We start from the raw sequence: 17,260 nt of genomic DNA, 5'->3' as shown, positions 1-17,260 counted from the left end.
GAGCCCCAACATATGACTTCATGGCTTACACGCAGCTGCCTGACCGCAGCTGCCGTCATCACTGTCGCCGCATTGAGTGCGGGACCTGCTGCGGCGCATGCGGCCCTGGCCGGTAGTAATCCCGCCGACGGTGCGCAGATCAGCACAGCCCCTGACCAGGTGACGTTGACGTTCAATCAAAACATCCAATCCAATTTCGCCACCTTGAAGGTGGTCGATGCGGACGGCACGCAGTGGGGTCGATCCGAGCCTGTGGTCGAGGGCCGCGACATGTCCGTCGATCTCGACGGACTCGGAGAGGCCGGCCAGTACACGGTCGCGTTCCGGGTCATCTCCGAAGACGGCCATCCGATCGACGGCACGTACAACTTCCAACTGACCCAAGCAAACCCCGGAGCAGCAAGTTCTGCGAGCGGTACGGCACCTGCAACGACAACCGGATCCTCCGATACCGCACAACCAGCAGACGAGGACTCGGGTGGATTCCCGGCATGGATCTTGATCGCCGTTGCGGTGGTCGTCATCGGCGGCGCCGTGGTGTTCTTCCTTGTTCCCCGGAACACGAAGAAGTCCTGACCGAATTCCTCTGTGATTACCGGCCCATCCTCGTCCCTACCGGACGGCGGTGGGCCGCTCTCGTAGCGGTGGCAGTGGCGGTCTGCGGAGGATCCCCCGCAGACCGTCACTCGCCGTGACTGCGACGGGAACGTGCAGCCGCAGGGTTGTGGCCTATTCGTGTGCGGGTTCGCCCGTGACCAGGTGGTCGGCGTGGTTGAGGCCTTCGCCGACCAAGCGGGCGAGGTGTCCGTCGTGGATTCGGTAGATCACCCGCCGTCCTTCTTTGCGGGTGTCGACCAGGCCGGTGAATCGAAGTTTGGCCAGGTGTTGACTGACTGCTGTGCGGGAGGCGTCGCAGGCTTCGGTGAGGGCGGTGACGTCGGCTTCGCCTTGAGTCAGCAGCCACAGGATGTGAAGCCTGGTGGGATCGGCCAGCATGCGGAAGGTTCCGGTCGCAGCGTCGAGACGGGATTGATCGGGCGCGATCGGATGTACCAGACTTGCCTCGGTCCGGACGTCTGTCACGGCGGGCACGGCAGCATCGGACATCGGCGTGCTCACTTTCCCGTTGCGGCCGCCTCGACTGTCGGGGCGGCACTCACGGGCCAGGCCCGTGATGCGAAGACTGCTGCGAGTGTAGCGAGCACGGTCAATGCGACCGCGGCGGTGAACTGATTGGCCTCCGCTCCTACCCATCCTGCCAAAGGGTAGGTGAGCAGGAAGCCGGCATGGGAGAGGGAGAACTGTGCGGTGAATACCGTTCCCCGGTTCTCCGGGGTCGATCCGTCGCGAAGCAGTCGCGCCGACGGGGTGTTGATCATGGACGTTCCGGCCCCGAGGGCTATCCAGATGGTCGTCAGCATCACCCAGGAGATCGGGGGCGTCGGGGCAATGAGGAGCATCGACGACGCCGCGGCAAGTCCGAGGGCGACCACGGCGGAGCCGGTGAGCATCAGTCGCCGGGTAGATATCGAGGCGAGAATTCGTGGTACGCACAGCGCAACGAGCATCGAACCGCCACCGTAGAAACCGAGTGCGAGTGCGACACCGGTGTTGGTGCCGCCGAGGAGATCGCGGACGTAGACCACGGTATTGACCACGACCAACCCGGTCGCGGAGGCGACCACCAAGTTCAACGCGAGCAGTCCTCGAAGAACAGGACTGCCCACCATCACGCGGGCACCGAGCGTGATTCGCTGGACCAGCGGCACCGCCGGACCCGCCGGAGCCAGCTTCGGCAGTGTGGTTCCGACAACTAGCAGGCCCGATACGGTGAAGCCCACGACGGTTCCCAAGAACAACGAGTGGTAGGAAATCAGCGTCAGCAGTGCTGCTGCCAGGATCGGGCTCAGGAGCGATTCGAGGTCGTAGGCAAGGCGAGAGAGCGACAAGGCCCGGGTGTAATCCTCTTCCTCGACCAAGACCGAGGGGATCACCGATTGAAAGGCCGGAGTGAACGTCGCCGATGCCGACTGCAACAGAAAAATCAGGACGTAGATCTGCCAGGTCTGGTCGACGAACGGCAAGGCGAGCGCGATGAGAGCCCGGATCACGTCCGCGGATACCAAGAGGACTTTGCGGGGCACACGATGGGTGAGGGCGGAGATGATCGGCGCGACGCCGACGTAGGCCAGCATCTTGATGGCCAGCGCAGTGCCGAGCACCGCGCCGGCATCGCTGCCCGCCAGGTCGTAGGCCAGCAGACCGAGAGCGACCGTCAGTAACCCGGTGCCGATCAGGGCAACGATCTGAGCGGTGAACAATCGGCGGAAGGTGCGATGCCGCAATACGTCGAGCACGGAGATCCTCCGAACGTTCTCGTGAACAAGGAAACCCCACTCTAACCCACATGTGCGCACTTGCGCACATGTAGAAACACATTCGGCCGCTTTGGGGCCGTGATCCACGGACCGCCCGTCAGGTCACCCCGTCCGGTGGGGTCGGCAGTCGACTCGCAGGTCGGAAAGGCATGAGTGCGCACATATGAACTTGAGGGTGTGCGCGGTGCTATCTTGGCCTGGTGGGACCGATTCGAGCTGACGCGACGATGCAGCGAGTACTGCTCGGCGCCGTGATGCTCGCTGCGGTGTTCGCCATGCTCCTCTCCTCACAGATCGCACACACATCGGATTCGTCGGCGGCCGGCCACGCCCCGATCGCTGCTGCCGTGATCGATCAAGCCGCAGACCCGACGCCGCACGAGACCCCGAAAAACATCGTCGGGTCACCTGCTGATCACCGTCACAGCGGCCCGGGAGAGGCCGACGGCCCTGCCCAGATGTTCGAATCGGTGCACGTGCTGTTGGCCATTCTCTCGCTGGGACTGGTCGTGATTGCGCTGCGACTGCTCTGGATTGTGTGCGTACGACCCTCGCTCGCCACGGAAAAGCGAAGCGGCGCAAGGTTCGCGGCAGTCGGCGCCGTCCTGCGCCCGGTGTCGATCCTCGATGCCGCATGCGTACTGAGGGTGTGACAGGTCTGCACTAGCCGGCAGACCTTTCCCACTTCAGTTCCGCGTCCGCCGTCGGCCGATGGCCGATCGCACGCGATCTCACCTCAGGAGCGCCCTCGTGCGTGTCATTGTCAGCTCTACCCGACCCCACCCACGGCCCACACCGCCGGCATCCGCTGCCGCCGGGGCCGGGCCCGTCACCATTCGTCCCGCCCAGATCGGTGACCTCTCCAGCAGCGCTCACCTGCACCTCGACGCCCTACCCGTGGGACTCTTTCCCCAACTCGGCTACCGCTTTCTGCGCCGGTGGCATCACAGTTTCCTCGACCACCCCTATGCCGTTGCTTTCGTCGCAGTCGATGCCGACCGGAACGTTCTGGGATTCCTCCTCGGAACACTCGATCACCGAACGCACCTGAGCCACATGGTGCGCGACCGACAAACGATGGCCTCACTCGCTGTTCACGGCATCATCGCGCTGGTCGCGCGGCCGCAACTGGCTGCCCGGTTTCTCCGCACACGGGCACTGCCGTGGTGCAATGCCGCCAAGGAATTGTTCCTGGGCTGTCCTCGCGATGTCAGGACGACGACGTCCCCGCCCCGCCCGCCCGCCGATCCGGTAGCGGTACTGGCCGCTGTCGCCGTCGACCCCGCACGGCGTGGCCGGGGAATCGGCGCCGAACTCACCGCCGGCTTCGAGGCCGCCGCAACGCAGTTCGGTACGCCCACCGCCGAGCTTGCAACACACGTCGACACCGCCGATTCCGCTTCGAGCACCTCCCACGGTTTCTACGAACGCCTCGGATGGACCCCGACGCGCACCTACCTCGATCGTGACGGTCGACGAATGCAGGTCTACCGGCGATCACTCGGCGTCGCAGCACAGGACGGAACGGAATTGACATGAGCAGTGCGACAAAAACAGTGGCCAAACTCGCCGGATGCACGGCATTGGCCGGCGCCCTGCTCGCGGGTGTGCTCTTTCCGGTCGTCGGGGGCTTCGGATACGCATCGAATCAGGCGGTGAGCACCGTCGACAACGTCTCCGCCGAGCTGGCCAAGGGAGTTGTTCCCGGCGTTTCGACCATGGTCGACGCAGCCGGAAACCCGATCGCATGGTTGTACGAGCAGCGCCGCTTCGAAGTCCCCAGCGATCAAATCTCCAACGAGATGAAGCTCGCGATCGTCTCCGTCGAGGACAAACGTTTCGCCGACCACCAAGGCGTGGACTGGCAGGGCACACTCCGAGCGTTCCTGACCAACACCACCAGCGGACAGGTCGAACAGGGCGCCTCGACACTCAACCAGCAGTACGTGAAGAACTATCAACTTCTGGTGCTGGCCACCACCGACGCCGAACGCCGAGCTGCCATCGAAACGACACCCGCGCGCAAGATCCGCGAGATCCGCATGGCACTGACCCTCGACCGACAACTGACCAAAGACGAGATCCTCACCCGCTATCTCAACCTCGTTCCATTCGGCAACGCATCCTTCGGAATCCAAGACGCAGCCCGAACCTACTTCGGCATCGACGCCAGCGACCTGTCCGCCATGCAGGCCGCGATGCTCGCCGGCATGGTCCAGTCCAGTTCCGCACTCAACCCGTACACGAACGTGGACGGCGTCACCGCACGCCGAAACGTCGTTCTCGACACGATGATCGAAAACATCCCCGAACGCGCCGACGAGCTGCGGGCAGCCAAAACCCAACCCCTGGGCGTCCTCGCCGAACCCAATACACTCCCACGCGGATGTATCGCCGCCGGCGACCGCGGATTCTTCTGCGACTACGCGCTGCAGTACCTGGCCCAAGCGGGCATCAGCGGCGAAGAAATCGACAAAGGCGGCTACCTGATCAGGACCACTCTCGAGCCGGACGTCCAAGACTCCGTCAAGACCGCACTGGTACGCAACACCAGACCCGACGTGGACGGGGCCGCGACCGTCATGAATGTCGTCGCACCCGGCCAGGACCAACACCGCATACTGGCAATGGGCAGCAGTCGCACGTACGGCCTCGACGCCGAAGCCTCTGAAACAGTACAGCCGCAACCGTATTCGCTTGTCGGCAACGGAGCGGGCTCGATCTTCAAAATCTTCACCGCCGCAGCGGCAATGGAGAAGGGACTCGGTAGCAGCAGCGTCCTGCAGGTTCCCCGACGAGTCGAAGTCAAAGGACTCGGTGATGGCGGCGCACAAGGATGCCCCCCGTCCACCTACTGCGTCGAGAACACCGGCAACTATCCCGCCGCCCTCCCGCTGACCGATGCGTTGGCGCAATCACCGAACACCGCCTTCGTGAAGTTACTCGAGTCCGTCGGGGTCACCCCGGCAGTGGAGATGGCCGTACGGCTCGGACTTCGCTCCTACGACGAGCCGGGCACCTCGGGGCAAGGCCAGCAGAGCATGGCCGAAGTCCAAAAGCAGCAGAACCTGGGCTCGTTCACCCTCGGACCGACCCAGGTCAACCCACTCGAACTGTCCAACGTGGCAGCAACACTCGCATCCTCGGGGAAGTGGTGTCCCCCGACCCCGATCGACTCGGTACTCGATCGCGAGGGCGCCCCGGTGCCGATGGCGGTACAAGGGTGCGAGCAGGTGATCGACCCAGGACTGGCGAACACCCTGGCCAACGCGATGAGCAAGGACGACCAACCTGGCGGCACCGCAGCCGCCGCAGCGGCGTCGGCCCGGTGGTCGCTGCCGATGTCGGGAAAAACCGGAACTACCGAGGCGAATCGGTCCTCCGGTTTCCTCGGATTCACCAACCGCTACGCCGGTGCGGTGTACACGTACGGCGATTCGCCGACTCCGAGTGCACTCTGTTCCTTCCCCCTGCGGCCCTGCGGATCCGGTGATCTCTACGGCGGCAACGAACCTGCACGCACCTGGTACGACGCGCTGGCGCCGATAGCCACGAAATTCGGTCCTGTGGAACTGCCACCCGTCGATCAGAAATACGTCCGAGGTGCGCAGAGCGCTCAAATTCCGAACGTGGTCGGGATGACGTCGTCCGCAGCGACCTCGCTGCTTCAAGCTGCAGGGTTCGACGTCGCAACGACCACAACCGAATCCGTTTCGACGCCGGGAACAGTGGTCAGCATCTCGCCTGTCGGTTCGACGCTTCCCGGTTCGGTGATCACGCTGTCCATCGGTGATGGTTCCCAACCACGACCGGGCCCAGCCGGCCCCCGGGAACTGCCGTCTGACGCCCCACCTCGATCCGCCACGCCCCCAGGCCCTGCACCGCGCTAGCAGGGGGCGGAAAACCCGCCACAGATCACCGGTATCGACTCTCTGACACCACTACAAGGACCATATGGAGCTCACTCGCCGACAAGTTCTAGCGCTGATCGTCGCCGTCCCCGCCGCCGGAACGATCAGCGCATGTGCAGTGCCGCGAACACCCCACACAACCCCTGATGCGCCCGTCTCTACCACCGCCACGCGCCCCGGTGATGTGCCGTCCCGGCACAAATCCACGAACATGCAACAGCAGCAGGGGCTTTCGGGCGTGTGGACACCGAGCGCCAATGAGGTGCTGCCCGACATCAAACGAACGGCAGCAGACTTCCTCGAAACAGCGGGAACGTGGTCGACCGTCACCGATCCGCTCTCGCGAGTTGGTCTCGTACCCGAACTCGTCGCGGCCGCAGCGATCTTGCAGCCGTCTGATGCGATCGCCGGTTCCCTGCGGGTCCTCTATCCGCAGTACGGCGGCATCGCCACTGACGAAGCTGCGGTCATCGCCTTGTTCGATCAACAACTGACCTACTCCACGGAATCTGTGAACAGGCAGATGGCACTCGACGTTCGTCTTGCCCGACATGGTGGCGGCGTCTGGCAAGTCCGACAGATCAAGGCATTGACCAGCCTCGGTGAGCAGCAAACAATCACCGGGTCCGCCCTGGCGGTGATCGACAACCCCAGCATCATCTTGTCCGCACCTGCACGAGACGATGTCGGTACCGGCCGGGTCGACGAAACACTGCTTCGCGTCCTGACCGGTCTCGGTGAGGAATTCACCTTCGGAATCCAGGTGATGCACACCGGCCACATTCAAACGGTGTTTCCGACGTCGAAAGTGTCGAATCATGCCGTCGGTCGAGCGGCAGATGTGCGCGAGATCAACGGCGTTCGCATTGTCGACTACAGCGTCACTTCACCGGTGCTCACTGAGTTCATGCTTCGCGCCTCCGAACTCGGAGCGACCGAAGTGGGTGGCCCGATCGATCTCAACGGCGACAGAGCAGGGTTCTTCTCCGACGATGTTCACCGCGATCACATCCATCTCGGTGTCACCCCGGGGGACCTGCCGGCCCAACTGAGGTGAACATCCGCAATCGGCGACGCCACTCGCGAACCCCACCCCGGTTCCGATTCGAAATCCGTTACTACACAGTCACATCGACTTATCACACACAGAGGAACCAGCTCCATGGGCAGCACGTCGCTCCGCATTCCGCACAGCCGACACGATGACCGCAACACACACTGCTCCCGCCGCACAGCAACAGGCATGTCGTTGGCTGTCGCCGTGTGCTTGGTGCTCGGAATCGTCCTCGGGAGCTATCTCACGCGAGAATCGGACACGCAAGCACCTTCCCCGCCGACGAGTGGTGTCGACATCGGGTTCTTGCACTACATGATCATTCATCACGAGCAAGCGATCGAGCTTGCGCGAATTTCGGTCGCCAATGCCGGCGACCTCACAGTCCGCACCCTGGCATTCGACATCCTCACAGGTCAGGGCACTCAGATTGGAATGATGCAGGGGTGGTTGGACATGTGGGGACAACCGAGGAAACCAGCCGAACCGTACACGAGCTGGATGGCTGAGGGAGATCACCAGATGCCCTCACACGATTCGGGCACTTCGATGCCGGGAATGGCCACGGCGCTGGATTTCGAGACGTTCCGCGCTGCGGAAGGGCACGAGTCGGACACACAATTTCTGAAACTGATGCTCCGCCACCACCAGGGCGGAAACGACATGCTCGAGGTGGCAAGCGATCGCGCCGAGGATCCGATCATTCGCCGGTTCGCACGCTCACTGCTTGCGCTGCAGCAACACGAATCAGATGTGATGACAACGATGCTGGCGCAACGAAACGAACAGCCGCTGCCCTTTCCCTAGAGCAAATGTTCGTCCTCGATGGCTGTTCCGATGTCGAGGCGCCGCCGAAACTCCCCTGGTCACATCAGATGCGACGAGGGATGGGGCGATGCGCAACGAGGTGATTCACCCCGCTACAGTATCGAAAACGATTCCCATTGCTATATTCAGGAGACTTCACCGTGCGCAAATCTGTCGGGTTCTCGATGTCCGCCCTCGGGCTGCCGCTTGCCGCTGCGCTCACCCTGGTCAGTTTCCGGGAGCGACATGGGTGGGCTGACCCGACGTCCTGGCCTACGACCAAGGAGCGCAACGTCTTTACGTCGCCGCCGAGAGCGGCACCGTCAGCGTGCTCGACCGACAAGGCGGGCACCTGACCGCCGTCGGGTCCGGACACCTGGCCGACGACGCTCACGTCGTCGCGGTCGACCCGATCACCCACCACACCTACTACCCGGTGACCGCCGGGACGGACGGCCGTCCTGCACTCCTCGAACGCTCCCAGGCGCCCTGACCTCTCGGGGAAAGGATCAGCCGGCCGAGATGTCCCGCGCCCCGAGCCGCAGATGCTCGACGTGATAAACCGCCTCGTCGAGCAGCTGGGCGACGTGGTTGTCGTACAGGCTGTAGACGATGCTTCGGCCGGTGCGAGTTCCCGTGACGAGCCCGAGGGCGCGCAGCAGCCGAAGTTGATGAGAGACAGCCGATTGCGTCATTCCCACATCCTCAGCAAGGTCGTTGACCGCGACCGGCCCACAGCGCAGTCGCGAGAGAATCAGCAACCGGCTCGGATTGGCCAACGCCTGCAAGGCTTCGGCGACGACGGCAGCGCTCTCGGCGTCGAGCACCGCTGCGGGGGTGTCCCTACCTTGCACTCCGTGGCCCATACCTCACATTCTAAACACACGCAATATATGAAGACGTCTACATATATGCGTAGTATGGCGTCCGATTCACCCTTGCGACCGTTGAAGGAAGATTCGATGCCCACCACACTGGCCGATGCACCTGCCCCTCGGGCAGGGACGCTCCCCACTCGCCGGACCCCGGCGTTGTCGTTACCCGAGGTCAGATGGGCGGTCGCCGCCACCGTGCTGTTCGCGGCAGGACTGGTTGCCCAGTTCGCAGGAGCACCGGTCTGGATGTACTGGGGCCTGTACCTGGCCTGCTATGTCACTGGAGGCTGGGAACCGGCCTGGGCAGGACTGCAGGCGCTGCGCGAGAAGACCCTCGACGTCGACCTGTTGATGATCGTCGCCGCGATCGGAGCGGCCGCGATCGGACAGGTACTCGACGGCGGCCTGTTGATCGTCATCTTCGCCACCTCCGGAGCCCTGGAAGCCGTCGCAACACGCAGGACAGAGGATTCGGTGAAGGGCCTGCTCGATCTGGCCCCGGCACAGGCCACCCGCGTGACCGCCACCGGAGCCGAAGAACAGGTTGACACAGCCGATGTGGCGATCGGCGACATCATCGTCATCCGACCCGGCGAGCGAATCGGAGCAGACGGACGAGTCGTGGACGGCGCCAGCGACGTCGACCAGGCCTCGATCACCGGTGAACCACTGCCAGCCGCCAAGGCCGTCGACGACGAGGTGTTCGCCGGTACCCACAACGGGAGCGGCGTCCTACGCGTGCGGGTCGAACGCGATCCCACCGAAACCGTCATCGCCCGGATCGTCTCCATGGTCGAGGAAGCGTCCGCCACCAAAGCGAAGACGCAACTGTTCATCGAAAAGATCGAACAGCGCTACTCCCTCGGCGTCGTCGTTGCGACCGTGGCGTTGTTCTTCATCCCGTTGGCAGTCGGCTCGGCACTGCAGCCAACCTTGTTGCGCGCCATGACGTTCATGATCGTGGCCTCCCCGTGCGCAGTCGTACTCGCCACGATGCCCCCGCTCCTATCCGCGATCGCCAACGCCGGACGTCACGGCGTCCTCGTCAAATCTGCGGTCGTGATGGAACAACTCGGGAACGCGACCGTAGTCGCGTTCGACAAGACCGGCACCCTGACCGAAGGTAGACCCGCACTGACCGACGTTCGCGTCCTCGCCGCCGCGGATATCGACGAGGCTTCGGCACTTGCGTTCGCGGCAAGCGCAGAAGCCGCGAGCGAGCACCCACTCGGCCGCACCGTCGTTGCAGCAGCGCGTGAACGACGAATCTCGCTACATCGCGTGGAGGATTTCCGATCCACGCCCGGAGTCGGAGTCTCCGCACTTGTCGATGGCCGACAAGTTGCGATCACCAGCCCCACCCGCATCGACGAGCACAGCCCGCAACTATCCGGCGTCGACATCGATGTCGACGTCGTTGTCAGCGAACTCGAAAGACACGGCCGGACTGCAGTTGTCGTTTCCCTCGACGCCACTCCCGTCGCTGTACTGGGGTTCACCGATCAGCTCCGCCGGGACGCAGACGCGGTGGTGCGGTCGCTGACCGCGTTGACAGGAACTACGCCGACCATGCTCACCGGCGACAACACTCGTGCTGCAACACAACTCGCAACAACGATCGGGATCACGGACGTACGATCAGAGCTGCTCCCACAGGACAAGGTCGACGCCGTTCGAGAACTCGAGCAAAGCGGGCACCATGTCCTGCTCGTCGGCGACGGCGTCAACGATGCACCAGCGATGGCTGCCGCCGGAACCAGCCTCGCCATGGGCCGAGCTGGATCCGACCTCGCCCTCGACACCGCGGACGCCGTGGTCCTACGCGACGACCTGACCACAATCGCGGCAGTCATCGCATTGTCGCGACGCGCTCGAAGGGTTGTTGTCGCCAATCTGGCGATCGCCGCGACGTTCATTTCCGGCCTCGTTGTATGGGACCTGATCGGCACGCTCCCCCTGCCGCTGGCCGTTGCGGGCCACGAAGGATCCACCATCATCGTCGCCCTCAACGGCCTCCGGTTGCTTCGAGAAAAGGCATGGACCAAGGACATCGAGTCATAGTCCGGTAAAAGAATCTATGCCTTGCTCAGAGCCGCCAGCGCAGCTACGCCAATGGGTTCTTCGGCACATCGGGACGATCGCCCCGGGCTCGGATACGCGGGACTGGAATGGCAACGAAGCCTCTCGTCCGCGTCCCTACGAGGGGTGAGCCGCGATGCGCACTACGTCGGGGAAGCGGCGTGTCAGTTGCTCCACCATACGACGGACCCGGTGAAGGTCCTTACGCAGCGCCGCTGCGTCGGTGCGCGCCGCCGACGCCAACTCAGGTGCGACCGGACGAGTACCCCGCACCAGTCGCAGCGCGGATTCGATACGCTCCGACAACTCGTCGATCTCCGAATTCAACAGGGCAAGAAACACTCTCGCCTGCGCGATATCGGTTTCTTCTGCCGCGGACATCGTGGCTACGACGCGACCAGTGAGGACAGTTTCTCCCCCGCCATGCGCTCGACCAGCAGAGGAACGAAATCACGCACCTTGTGGCCGTCGAAATGAGTATGAGCAGACGCAACAGCGTCCGCGACGACATCAGCCGATATCGACGGATACTTCGCGGACAACCGCGTCACCGCATGAGCGATCAGACGCTCTTCCTCTTCGGTCTTCATCGGTAAATACTGCGCCCCACCTGCCCACAGTTCAACAGGAAAGACAACTATCGGCTGAAGGCGACGATCAGCACATGGTCACGCTGTGCTGCCACGAGTCGAACCCGACCGGCCGAGTTCGTCCCACACCGGCGACGGTGCACGGAACCGGGATGCGATGTCCACCGACGCCCCGATCGACACGGGCGTCACCGAACCCTCCACGAGGGTCGTGGGCCCGAAGTCCTCGATCGCCGCGTGCATGGCGGGGAGAGGGATCTCGGAGGACGGGCGACGGTCGTGAGCGCCGCCGATGCCCACCCAGATCAGCCGCGGCGCCTTTCGGCGTCGCCACCGGCGTTCGGCCGGGTCGTTGAATCGAGTAACGACTTCTACAGTGCGGCGGATCTGGTCGCTCTGGGCTATGTGTCCGCGCGTCTGACGTCGGTGTTCGGTGAACCCGATTCCATCGACGGGGAGTTCCGTTGGGATGCCGACACCGTTGACGCCGTCGAGCGGGACGTACTCGCTCCCGCTGCTCGGATCATGTTCGATGCCTTCGCTCCGGAGTGGAACACACGGGTCCAGATGAGCGGATCGAACCTCGCTCTCGGATGGCCGCAGATGGAGCAGATGCTCGCCCGGGTGACGATGCGGGAATCCTGACCTCTCGTCGAGCGCGAAGGCCCAGAACGTCAGTCAGTGGACCGGTTCGAGCAAGCTCGGGCCGTTGTTCCTCGGACTATTGACCGCAGTCGAGACTTCGTAGGGTTCGAGGTGCGGCTCCGGAACGGAGTTGATCATGGCCTGGACCTCGCCTTTGTCGGTGAGTGTCGGGTCGAGCCAGTGTTCCCAGAATGATTCGGGCAGGATCAGCGGGGATCTGTCGTGTATGTGTCCCGTGGAATCCGTAGCTGGCCGAGTCAAGACAGTGCAGGTCCATACCCACTTGTTCGGATCGTCTTCTGGCAGTTCAGGATCGGGCCACAACTCGTAGAGTCCAGCCATCGCGATCAGGTCACCGTCTCCGTGAAGAAAGTACGGAATCTTCTTTCCCTCTTCGCTTTTCATCCATTCGTAGTAGCCGTTCGCGGGAACGATGGCCAGTCGTTTGGCAGCACTACTCCTGAATGAGGGCTTCTCCGTTATCTACTCTTGGTTGCCTGGTGGAGGCACGTTGGTCGACAGTTGTTCGTGCGACGTTCCTTTTCGTTATCAGGGTCTTTGCTGGCGCGTTGGTTAGCTTTGTCATGTGGACGTCTTCGTCGCGGAACGGGCAATGTCACCATCGGATGACTCACTCCGTTATGTCGTGATCGATGGCGCGTACCGCGTGCACACCGAAGCGTCGGCGTATTTAGCGGCGCTGCGCGCATTGGACCGGTCACCGAACACCGAGCGGGTATACGCGAGCCGTATAGCGTTGTTTCTGAGCTACTGCGGGCGATTCGGATTCGATTGGCAGAAAATACAGTTCAGCGACTTGGCGCGCTTTTTGCGGTGGCTGGTCGCTGAGCCGTTGCCGCCGCGCCGACCGAGTTCGCCAACGCGGTTTCGCAGCGCGGGCACAGCGAACGCGGTGATGACGTCGGTGTGCGAGTTCTTACGGTTCGCCGCGGCGCACGGTTGGGTCTCGTCAGAACTGATACCACGGTTGTCACATCGAAAAGACCTGCGATACCTGCCGGGCCACGACAGCGGGGAGATGGGCCAATTCGCCTCCATCCGGGCGAAGTCGTTGAAGTTGACGGCGCCGGTACCCGAGATCGAGTTCCTGACCGCACGGCAGGTAGACGAGCTGATTGCAGCGGCGGCGCGAACCCGAGACCGGTTTCTGATAACTCTGATGGCTCTCACCGGTATCCGAGTCGGCGAAGCGCTGGGTCTACGCCGTGAGGATCTGCATCTGCTACCTCGTGGCGCTTTGGTCGGATGCTCGACCGACGGCCCGCACGTCCATGTGCGCCGACGATGCAATGCCAACGGCGCACTCGCCAAATCCCGGTATCCACGGTCGATTCCGGTAGTGAACGATCTGGTCGGCCTTTACGCCCAGTACCAGCACGAACGGTTCGCAGTCGCGGGCGCGATGGAGTCTGACCTGGTCTTTGTGAACCTCTATCACGAGCCGATCGGCGACGGAATGCGCTACGGCAACGTGCGATCGTTGTTCGCGCGGCTTTCCGCGGCTGCGGGTTTCACAGCGCGCCCGCACATGCTGCGACACACAGCCGCCACCCGATGGATCGAGAATGGTGTGCCCCGCGATGTCGTGCAGGACCTCCTCGGACACGTGTCGTCGGTCTCGATGGATCCGTACCTGCACCCGCCAGAAACGGCCAAACGTGCTGCGGTGGAACGAGTGGCAGCAAGACTGGAGGGATATGACTAGTTCGCAACACTCAGCGTCGATGTTCTCACCGAGTGTCGAGTCCGACTGGATCCGGTGGTTGCGCCGACACACCGACACGAGCTGGCGGCCAGGTGAATGGGACCACGAGCTGTGGTTGTGCACCGCGGACCCTGGCAACCCGCAGAGCACCGTCGACCTCTGCGTGACCCGGGCGTGCACACAAATACTCGGCGACCGCGGTATGTGCACGCATTGTGTTCGCGCGCTGAGCAAGTCAGGTATATCTCGAGACGAGTTCATCGACACCCATGTACCCGACCGGCCGCGCACGAAGTACGGGCAGCGGACAGAACAATGCCGAGTGGAGCGCAACGGTGTACGTTGCGCTCGGCGCTTCGATGTACGCGGCTTGTGTCGACGTCACTACTCCGAGTGGCGCTCACACTCACGACAGAATCCGGCAACCGAACTCGGAACCTGGGTCACTTGTGTCGCCGAACCATTGGGTCCAGAACAGGAACGTATGTGCCTGGTGTTGGGCTGTCTACTGACACCACGCGGGGCAATTCCGTTGTGCCCGTTGCATTACACCCGCCGCAAGACCAACACGCCTGATACTCCGGTCGAGGTATTTGCACGCACCCAACCTCCGTATCTAGGAGCGAACCAGTTTTCGCTCGGTCATCTCTCGGAGCAGCTTCGTTGGGAAGTGCTCTACGCGGTCCAGCAACGGGACCATCGCAACGGGCGGCTCTCCCCTGGTGTCATGCGGCAAGTTGTGCGGGAGTTGGAGCGGGTGCCGAGCGTGGCGACGATGGAGGAGAAGGATCTACCCTCGCTCATCGCCAGCCACGGAACCTCAAGCGTGCAAGCGCACCTGGTCGAGTTCGCGCGCTCGTTGCGTCAGGCACACGACGAGATGCTCGGCATCGAGCACACCGAGAAGATGGTGTGGGATCTAGTTACGTTGGGTGTACAGCCCGACCCCGCCATGCTCGGTGGGCCGCGTCGTCGAGCCGGCACCATAGATTTCGGGGAGATCGAGGTCGAATGGCTGCGCGAACTCACCCGTACATGGGCACGCACAGAGCTGCCCGAGGGCAGGATCATGGTCGAAACGGTGCGCGCGGCAGCTCTGGCCGCGCGAACGCTGCGACAACGCGCCGACCTCGGCGAGAGACCACCTGCCCTCGACCGTGCCGACATAGACCAGGTCGTGGAGGTTTTCCGCACACTCAGCCACGCCGACGGCGCAGTGTTGAGCGTCAGCCGGCGCCGCACCATGGCGCGGCGGTTCTTCGAGCTGATCGAGTACGGCCGCATCAACGGGCGGCTCAACGGGCTCGGTCCCGGTTTCAACCGGCACCGCTTCCACATGATTCCGTTCACAGGCGACCGCGAGGAGGAAGTTGGTCGAGCCCTGCCTGCTTCGGTTCTCCGGCAGCTTGATGCCAACCTTGACCGTATCGGTGTCGGCTTCAGCCACGGCGAACTCACCCCCGGGCAGGTCAACGCAATGTTCCGAACTATCTTCATTGTCATGCGCGACACGGGTCGACGCCCACTTGAGGTCGCCAGTCTGCTCCGGGACTGTGACCGGAAATGACGAACCAACGCTGCATTGGAACAACATCAAATCCAAACGGCTCGGCCGCAAACTACCGATTACCCGGGCAACTGCTGCCGCGATCGGCGAGTGGCAGGAAATCCGACAGACCTTGCCAGCACCACCTGCGAGCAGCGAGTACCTGTTCCCCGCGAAGTCTTCGATTGCACGCGAGCCGTTTATCCGGACGCACTACATCTCCCGTGTGATGCGGGCATGGGTGGACCAGATAGACCGGCTCGATTCCGATTCCGTCGATGCCGACGGCATCCCACTCCCGTTCGATCGAACCCTGGTTTACCCCTACACACTCCGCCACACCTACGCGCAACGGCACGCCGATGCCGGCGTGCCCGTCGACGTACTGCGCGACCTGATGGACCACAAACACATCAACACCACCACGATCTACTACGAAATCACTACCAGCCGAAAACGTGAAGCCGTCGCGACCGTGGCCTCATTCACCGTCGACCGGGCCGGGCGGCCGGCCCCGATGAACGACCAAGCTGCCTACGAGGTGCGGGCGGTCGCGGTCCCATTCGGCAACTGCATCGAACCGTCCACCGTGAAAGCCGGCGGCGGAGCCTGCCCCGTGCGTTTCCAATGCGCCGGATGCGGCTTCTACCGGCCCGATCCGTCCTACCTGACCGCGATCGAAGAACATATCAACTCGCTCAAAGCCGACCGGGAAACCGCCCACGCGATGGACGTCGCTGGATTCGTCGTCGAGAACCTCACCGCACAGATCGACGCGTTCACCCACGTGCACCAGACCATGACCGACCAGCTCGACACCCTCGCCCCGGACGAACGAGCCCGCGTCGACGAAGCCTCGGCCGTATTGCGGAAATCACGTGCGGGCATCGCAGGCCGCTCACTGCCGTTGCACGTAATCGGCAAGAACACCGCAACATGAGCAGTTCACGCACCTCCGCCGATGTCCTGGTCCAAGCGCGCCGACAAGCATCCCAACGAAAACGCGCACACGTCAAAACCGTTGTCGACCAGATGAAAACCAGCGCCACCCCGATCACCTTCACCGCCGTCGCCAAGGCTGCGGGCGTGTCCACCTGGCTCGTCTACGCCGAAGGCATACGCGGCTACATCGAACAGGCCCGCGCCGACCAAGCCGCCGCACCGGACCGCGCAACAGTGACTGGCACCCGCGCCAGTGCCGCCAGCCTACGAACCGACCTAGAACTCGCTCGTCAGGACAACCGCGCCCTCCGCTCCGAAGTCGACCGACTCACGACCGCCCTGCGACACAATCTCGGCCGCCAACTCGACGAAGAATCCACCCACCATCTCCGCTCCCGCGTCGACGACCTCACCACCGCCAACTCGAAGCTGCAAGACGAAATCCGTGGCCTCACAAAAGAAAACATCGACCTGCAGAACGCACTACGCACCACAGAAGACGATCTCACCGCGGCTCGCACGGGTCTGCGCCGGATGATTCGCGAACAAACCAGCCAACTCGACCGCGAGCTCGGGCACCAAGTACTGGACAACGAAAACCCTTGAACAGTACAAGCACTCACCGATGGAGAATTCTCCACTCACACAAGAACTTCGGACACTTCAATTCCGTGCGCCTCCGGCACCTCCACACGCACAACGATGCT

At 63.1% G+C, this 17,260-nt stretch carries 19 protein-coding genes and 2 pseudogenes; 13 read left to right on the top strand and 8 right to left on the bottom strand.

From position 1 onward, the window contains the following. Nucleotides 1-12: 12 nt before the first annotated feature. Complete coding sequence (locus tag ACBG85_RS30490) at nucleotides 13-576, top strand: copper resistance protein CopC (RefSeq protein ID WP_372027968.1); 564 nt, start codon at nucleotides 13-15, stop codon at nucleotides 574-576. A gap of 153 nt (nucleotides 577-729) precedes the next feature. Here ACBG85_RS30490 and ACBG85_RS30485 read toward each other — a convergent pair whose 3' ends face one another. Beyond that, complete coding sequence (locus ACBG85_RS30485) at nucleotides 730-1,107, bottom strand: metalloregulator ArsR/SmtB family transcription factor (RefSeq protein ID WP_285183343.1); 378 nt, start codon at nucleotides 1,105-1,107, stop codon at nucleotides 730-732. 8 nt (nucleotides 1,108-1,115) lie between these two features. Next, nucleotides 1,116-2,357 (bottom strand): MFS transporter, encoded by a 1,242-nt coding sequence (locus tag ACBG85_RS30480; RefSeq protein WP_285183344.1) that lies wholly within the window; start codon nucleotides 2,355-2,357, stop codon nucleotides 1,116-1,118. A 221-nt stretch (nucleotides 2,358-2,578) separates the two neighbouring features. On the opposite strand from ACBG85_RS30480, the gene ACBG85_RS30475 reads away from it, so the two are divergent. The 6 genes and pseudogenes from ACBG85_RS30475 to ACBG85_RS30450 form a co-directional block, all read left to right on the top strand. Then, nucleotides 2,579-3,031 carry a hypothetical protein gene (locus ACBG85_RS30475; RefSeq protein ID WP_285183345.1) on the top strand — a complete coding sequence of 151 codons (453 nt, stop codon included), beginning with the start codon at nucleotides 2,579-2,581 and terminating at the stop codon, nucleotides 3,029-3,031. A 97-nt stretch (nucleotides 3,032-3,128) separates the two neighbouring features. Beyond that, nucleotides 3,129-3,917, top strand: a complete 789-nt coding sequence (locus ACBG85_RS30470) for a GNAT family N-acetyltransferase (protein ID WP_285183346.1) — start codon at nucleotides 3,129-3,131, stop codon at nucleotides 3,915-3,917. Between the two features lie 17 nt (nucleotides 3,918-3,934). Continuing rightward, nucleotides 3,935-6,268 (top strand): penicillin-binding protein, encoded by a 2,334-nt coding sequence (locus ACBG85_RS30465; protein WP_285183393.1) that lies wholly within the window; start codon nucleotides 3,935-3,937, stop codon nucleotides 6,266-6,268. 64 nt (nucleotides 6,269-6,332) lie between these two features. After that, a complete protein-coding gene (locus ACBG85_RS30460) occupies nucleotides 6,333-7,346 on the top strand; it encodes a hypothetical protein (RefSeq protein WP_285183347.1) in 1,014 nt (337 codons plus the stop codon). Between the two features lie 105 nt (nucleotides 7,347-7,451). Next, the gene (locus ACBG85_RS30455; RefSeq protein WP_285183348.1) at nucleotides 7,452-8,150 is read left to right on the top strand and encodes a DUF305 domain-containing protein; all 699 of its coding nucleotides are present in this window, start codon (nucleotides 7,452-7,454) and stop codon (nucleotides 8,148-8,150) included. Between the two features lie 259 nt (nucleotides 8,151-8,409). Next, nucleotides 8,410-8,643 (top strand): annotated as a pseudogene (locus ACBG85_RS30450) (YncE family protein); the annotation flags it as partial. A gap of 16 nt (nucleotides 8,644-8,659) precedes the next feature. Here the strand turns inward: ACBG85_RS30450 and ACBG85_RS30445 are convergent. Continuing rightward, the gene (locus ACBG85_RS30445; RefSeq protein ID WP_285183351.1) at nucleotides 8,660-9,016 is read right to left on the bottom strand and encodes a metalloregulator ArsR/SmtB family transcription factor; all 357 of its coding nucleotides are present in this window, start codon (nucleotides 9,014-9,016) and stop codon (nucleotides 8,660-8,662) included. A 96-nt stretch (nucleotides 9,017-9,112) separates the two neighbouring features. Between ACBG85_RS30445 and ACBG85_RS30440 the strand changes: the two genes are divergently transcribed. Beyond that, the gene (locus tag ACBG85_RS30440) at nucleotides 9,113-11,086 is read left to right on the top strand and encodes a heavy metal translocating P-type ATPase (protein ID WP_372027967.1); all 1,974 of its coding nucleotides are present in this window, start codon (nucleotides 9,113-9,115) and stop codon (nucleotides 11,084-11,086) included. 135 nt (nucleotides 11,087-11,221) lie between these two features. Here ACBG85_RS30440 and ACBG85_RS30435 read toward each other — a convergent pair whose 3' ends face one another. The 3 genes from ACBG85_RS30435 to ACBG85_RS30425 all read right to left on the bottom strand — a co-directional run bounded on the left by ACBG85_RS30435 (nucleotide 11,222) and on the right by ACBG85_RS30425 (nucleotide 11,937). Then, the gene (locus ACBG85_RS30435) at nucleotides 11,222-11,485 is read right to left on the bottom strand and encodes a hypothetical protein (protein ID WP_285183353.1); all 264 of its coding nucleotides are present in this window, start codon (nucleotides 11,483-11,485) and stop codon (nucleotides 11,222-11,224) included. 5 nt (nucleotides 11,486-11,490) lie between these two features. Beyond that, on the bottom strand, nucleotides 11,491-11,694 hold the full coding sequence (locus ACBG85_RS30430) for a three-helix bundle dimerization domain-containing protein (RefSeq protein ID WP_285183354.1): 204 nt from the start codon (nucleotides 11,692-11,694) through the stop codon (nucleotides 11,491-11,493). A gap of 78 nt (nucleotides 11,695-11,772) precedes the next feature. Beyond that, on the bottom strand, nucleotides 11,773-11,937 hold the full coding sequence (locus ACBG85_RS30425) for a hypothetical protein (protein ID WP_285183355.1): 165 nt from the start codon (nucleotides 11,935-11,937) through the stop codon (nucleotides 11,773-11,775). Nucleotides 11,938-11,973: 36 nt separating this feature from the next. Here ACBG85_RS30425 and ACBG85_RS30420 point away from each other — a divergent pair, with 36 nt between their 5' ends. Then, nucleotides 11,974-12,339: a hypothetical protein gene (locus ACBG85_RS30420; protein ID WP_285183356.1), complete on the top strand. Its 366-nt coding sequence runs from the start codon at nucleotides 11,974-11,976 to the stop codon at nucleotides 12,337-12,339. Nucleotides 12,340-12,372: 33 nt separating this feature from the next. Here the strand turns inward: ACBG85_RS30420 and ACBG85_RS30415 are convergent. Then, a pseudogene (locus ACBG85_RS30415) lies at nucleotides 12,373-12,822 on the bottom strand (SOS response-associated peptidase); the annotation flags it as partial. Between the two features lie 103 nt (nucleotides 12,823-12,925). Here ACBG85_RS30415 and ACBG85_RS30410 point away from each other — a divergent pair. Continuing rightward, nucleotides 12,926-14,065, top strand: a complete 1,140-nt coding sequence (locus ACBG85_RS30410) for a tyrosine-type recombinase/integrase (RefSeq protein WP_372027966.1) — start codon at nucleotides 12,926-12,928, stop codon at nucleotides 14,063-14,065. Between the two features lie 235 nt (nucleotides 14,066-14,300). Here ACBG85_RS30410 and ACBG85_RS30405 read toward each other — a convergent pair whose 3' ends face one another. Then, nucleotides 14,301-14,450 carry a hypothetical protein gene (locus tag ACBG85_RS30405; protein ID WP_372027965.1) on the bottom strand — a complete coding sequence of 50 codons (150 nt, stop codon included), beginning with the start codon at nucleotides 14,448-14,450 and terminating at the stop codon, nucleotides 14,301-14,303. 285 nt (nucleotides 14,451-14,735) lie between these two features. On the opposite strand from ACBG85_RS30405, the gene ACBG85_RS30400 reads away from it, so the two are divergent. Genes ACBG85_RS30400 through ACBG85_RS30390 form a run of 3 tightly spaced genes read left to right on the top strand, consistent with a single transcriptional unit; the run spans nucleotide 14,736 to nucleotide 17,159 of the window. Continuing rightward, nucleotides 14,736-15,632 (top strand): hypothetical protein, encoded by an 897-nt coding sequence (locus tag ACBG85_RS30400; RefSeq protein ID WP_372027964.1) that lies wholly within the window; start codon nucleotides 14,736-14,738, stop codon nucleotides 15,630-15,632. Beyond that, on the top strand, nucleotides 15,619-16,551 hold the full coding sequence (locus tag ACBG85_RS30395; protein WP_372027963.1) for a tyrosine-type recombinase/integrase: 933 nt from the start codon (nucleotides 15,619-15,621) through the stop codon (nucleotides 16,549-16,551). Before ACBG85_RS30400 ends, ACBG85_RS30395 begins: the two co-directional genes overlap by 14 nt. Then, nucleotides 16,548-17,159 carry a DUF6262 family protein gene (locus ACBG85_RS30390; RefSeq protein WP_372027962.1) on the top strand — a complete coding sequence of 204 codons (612 nt, stop codon included), beginning with the start codon at nucleotides 16,548-16,550 and terminating at the stop codon, nucleotides 17,157-17,159. Before ACBG85_RS30395 ends, ACBG85_RS30390 begins: the two co-directional genes overlap by 4 nt. The last annotated feature ends 101 nt before the right edge of the window (nucleotides 17,160-17,260 follow it).

The organism is Rhodococcus sp. NyZ502 (assembly GCF_041464245.1).
Lineage (GTDB): Bacteria > Actinomycetota > Actinomycetes > Mycobacteriales > Mycobacteriaceae > Rhodococcus_F > Rhodococcus_F qingshengii.
The sequence above is the reverse complement of the archived record's forward strand: the minus strand, read 5'-3'. Positions and strand labels throughout refer to the sequence as shown.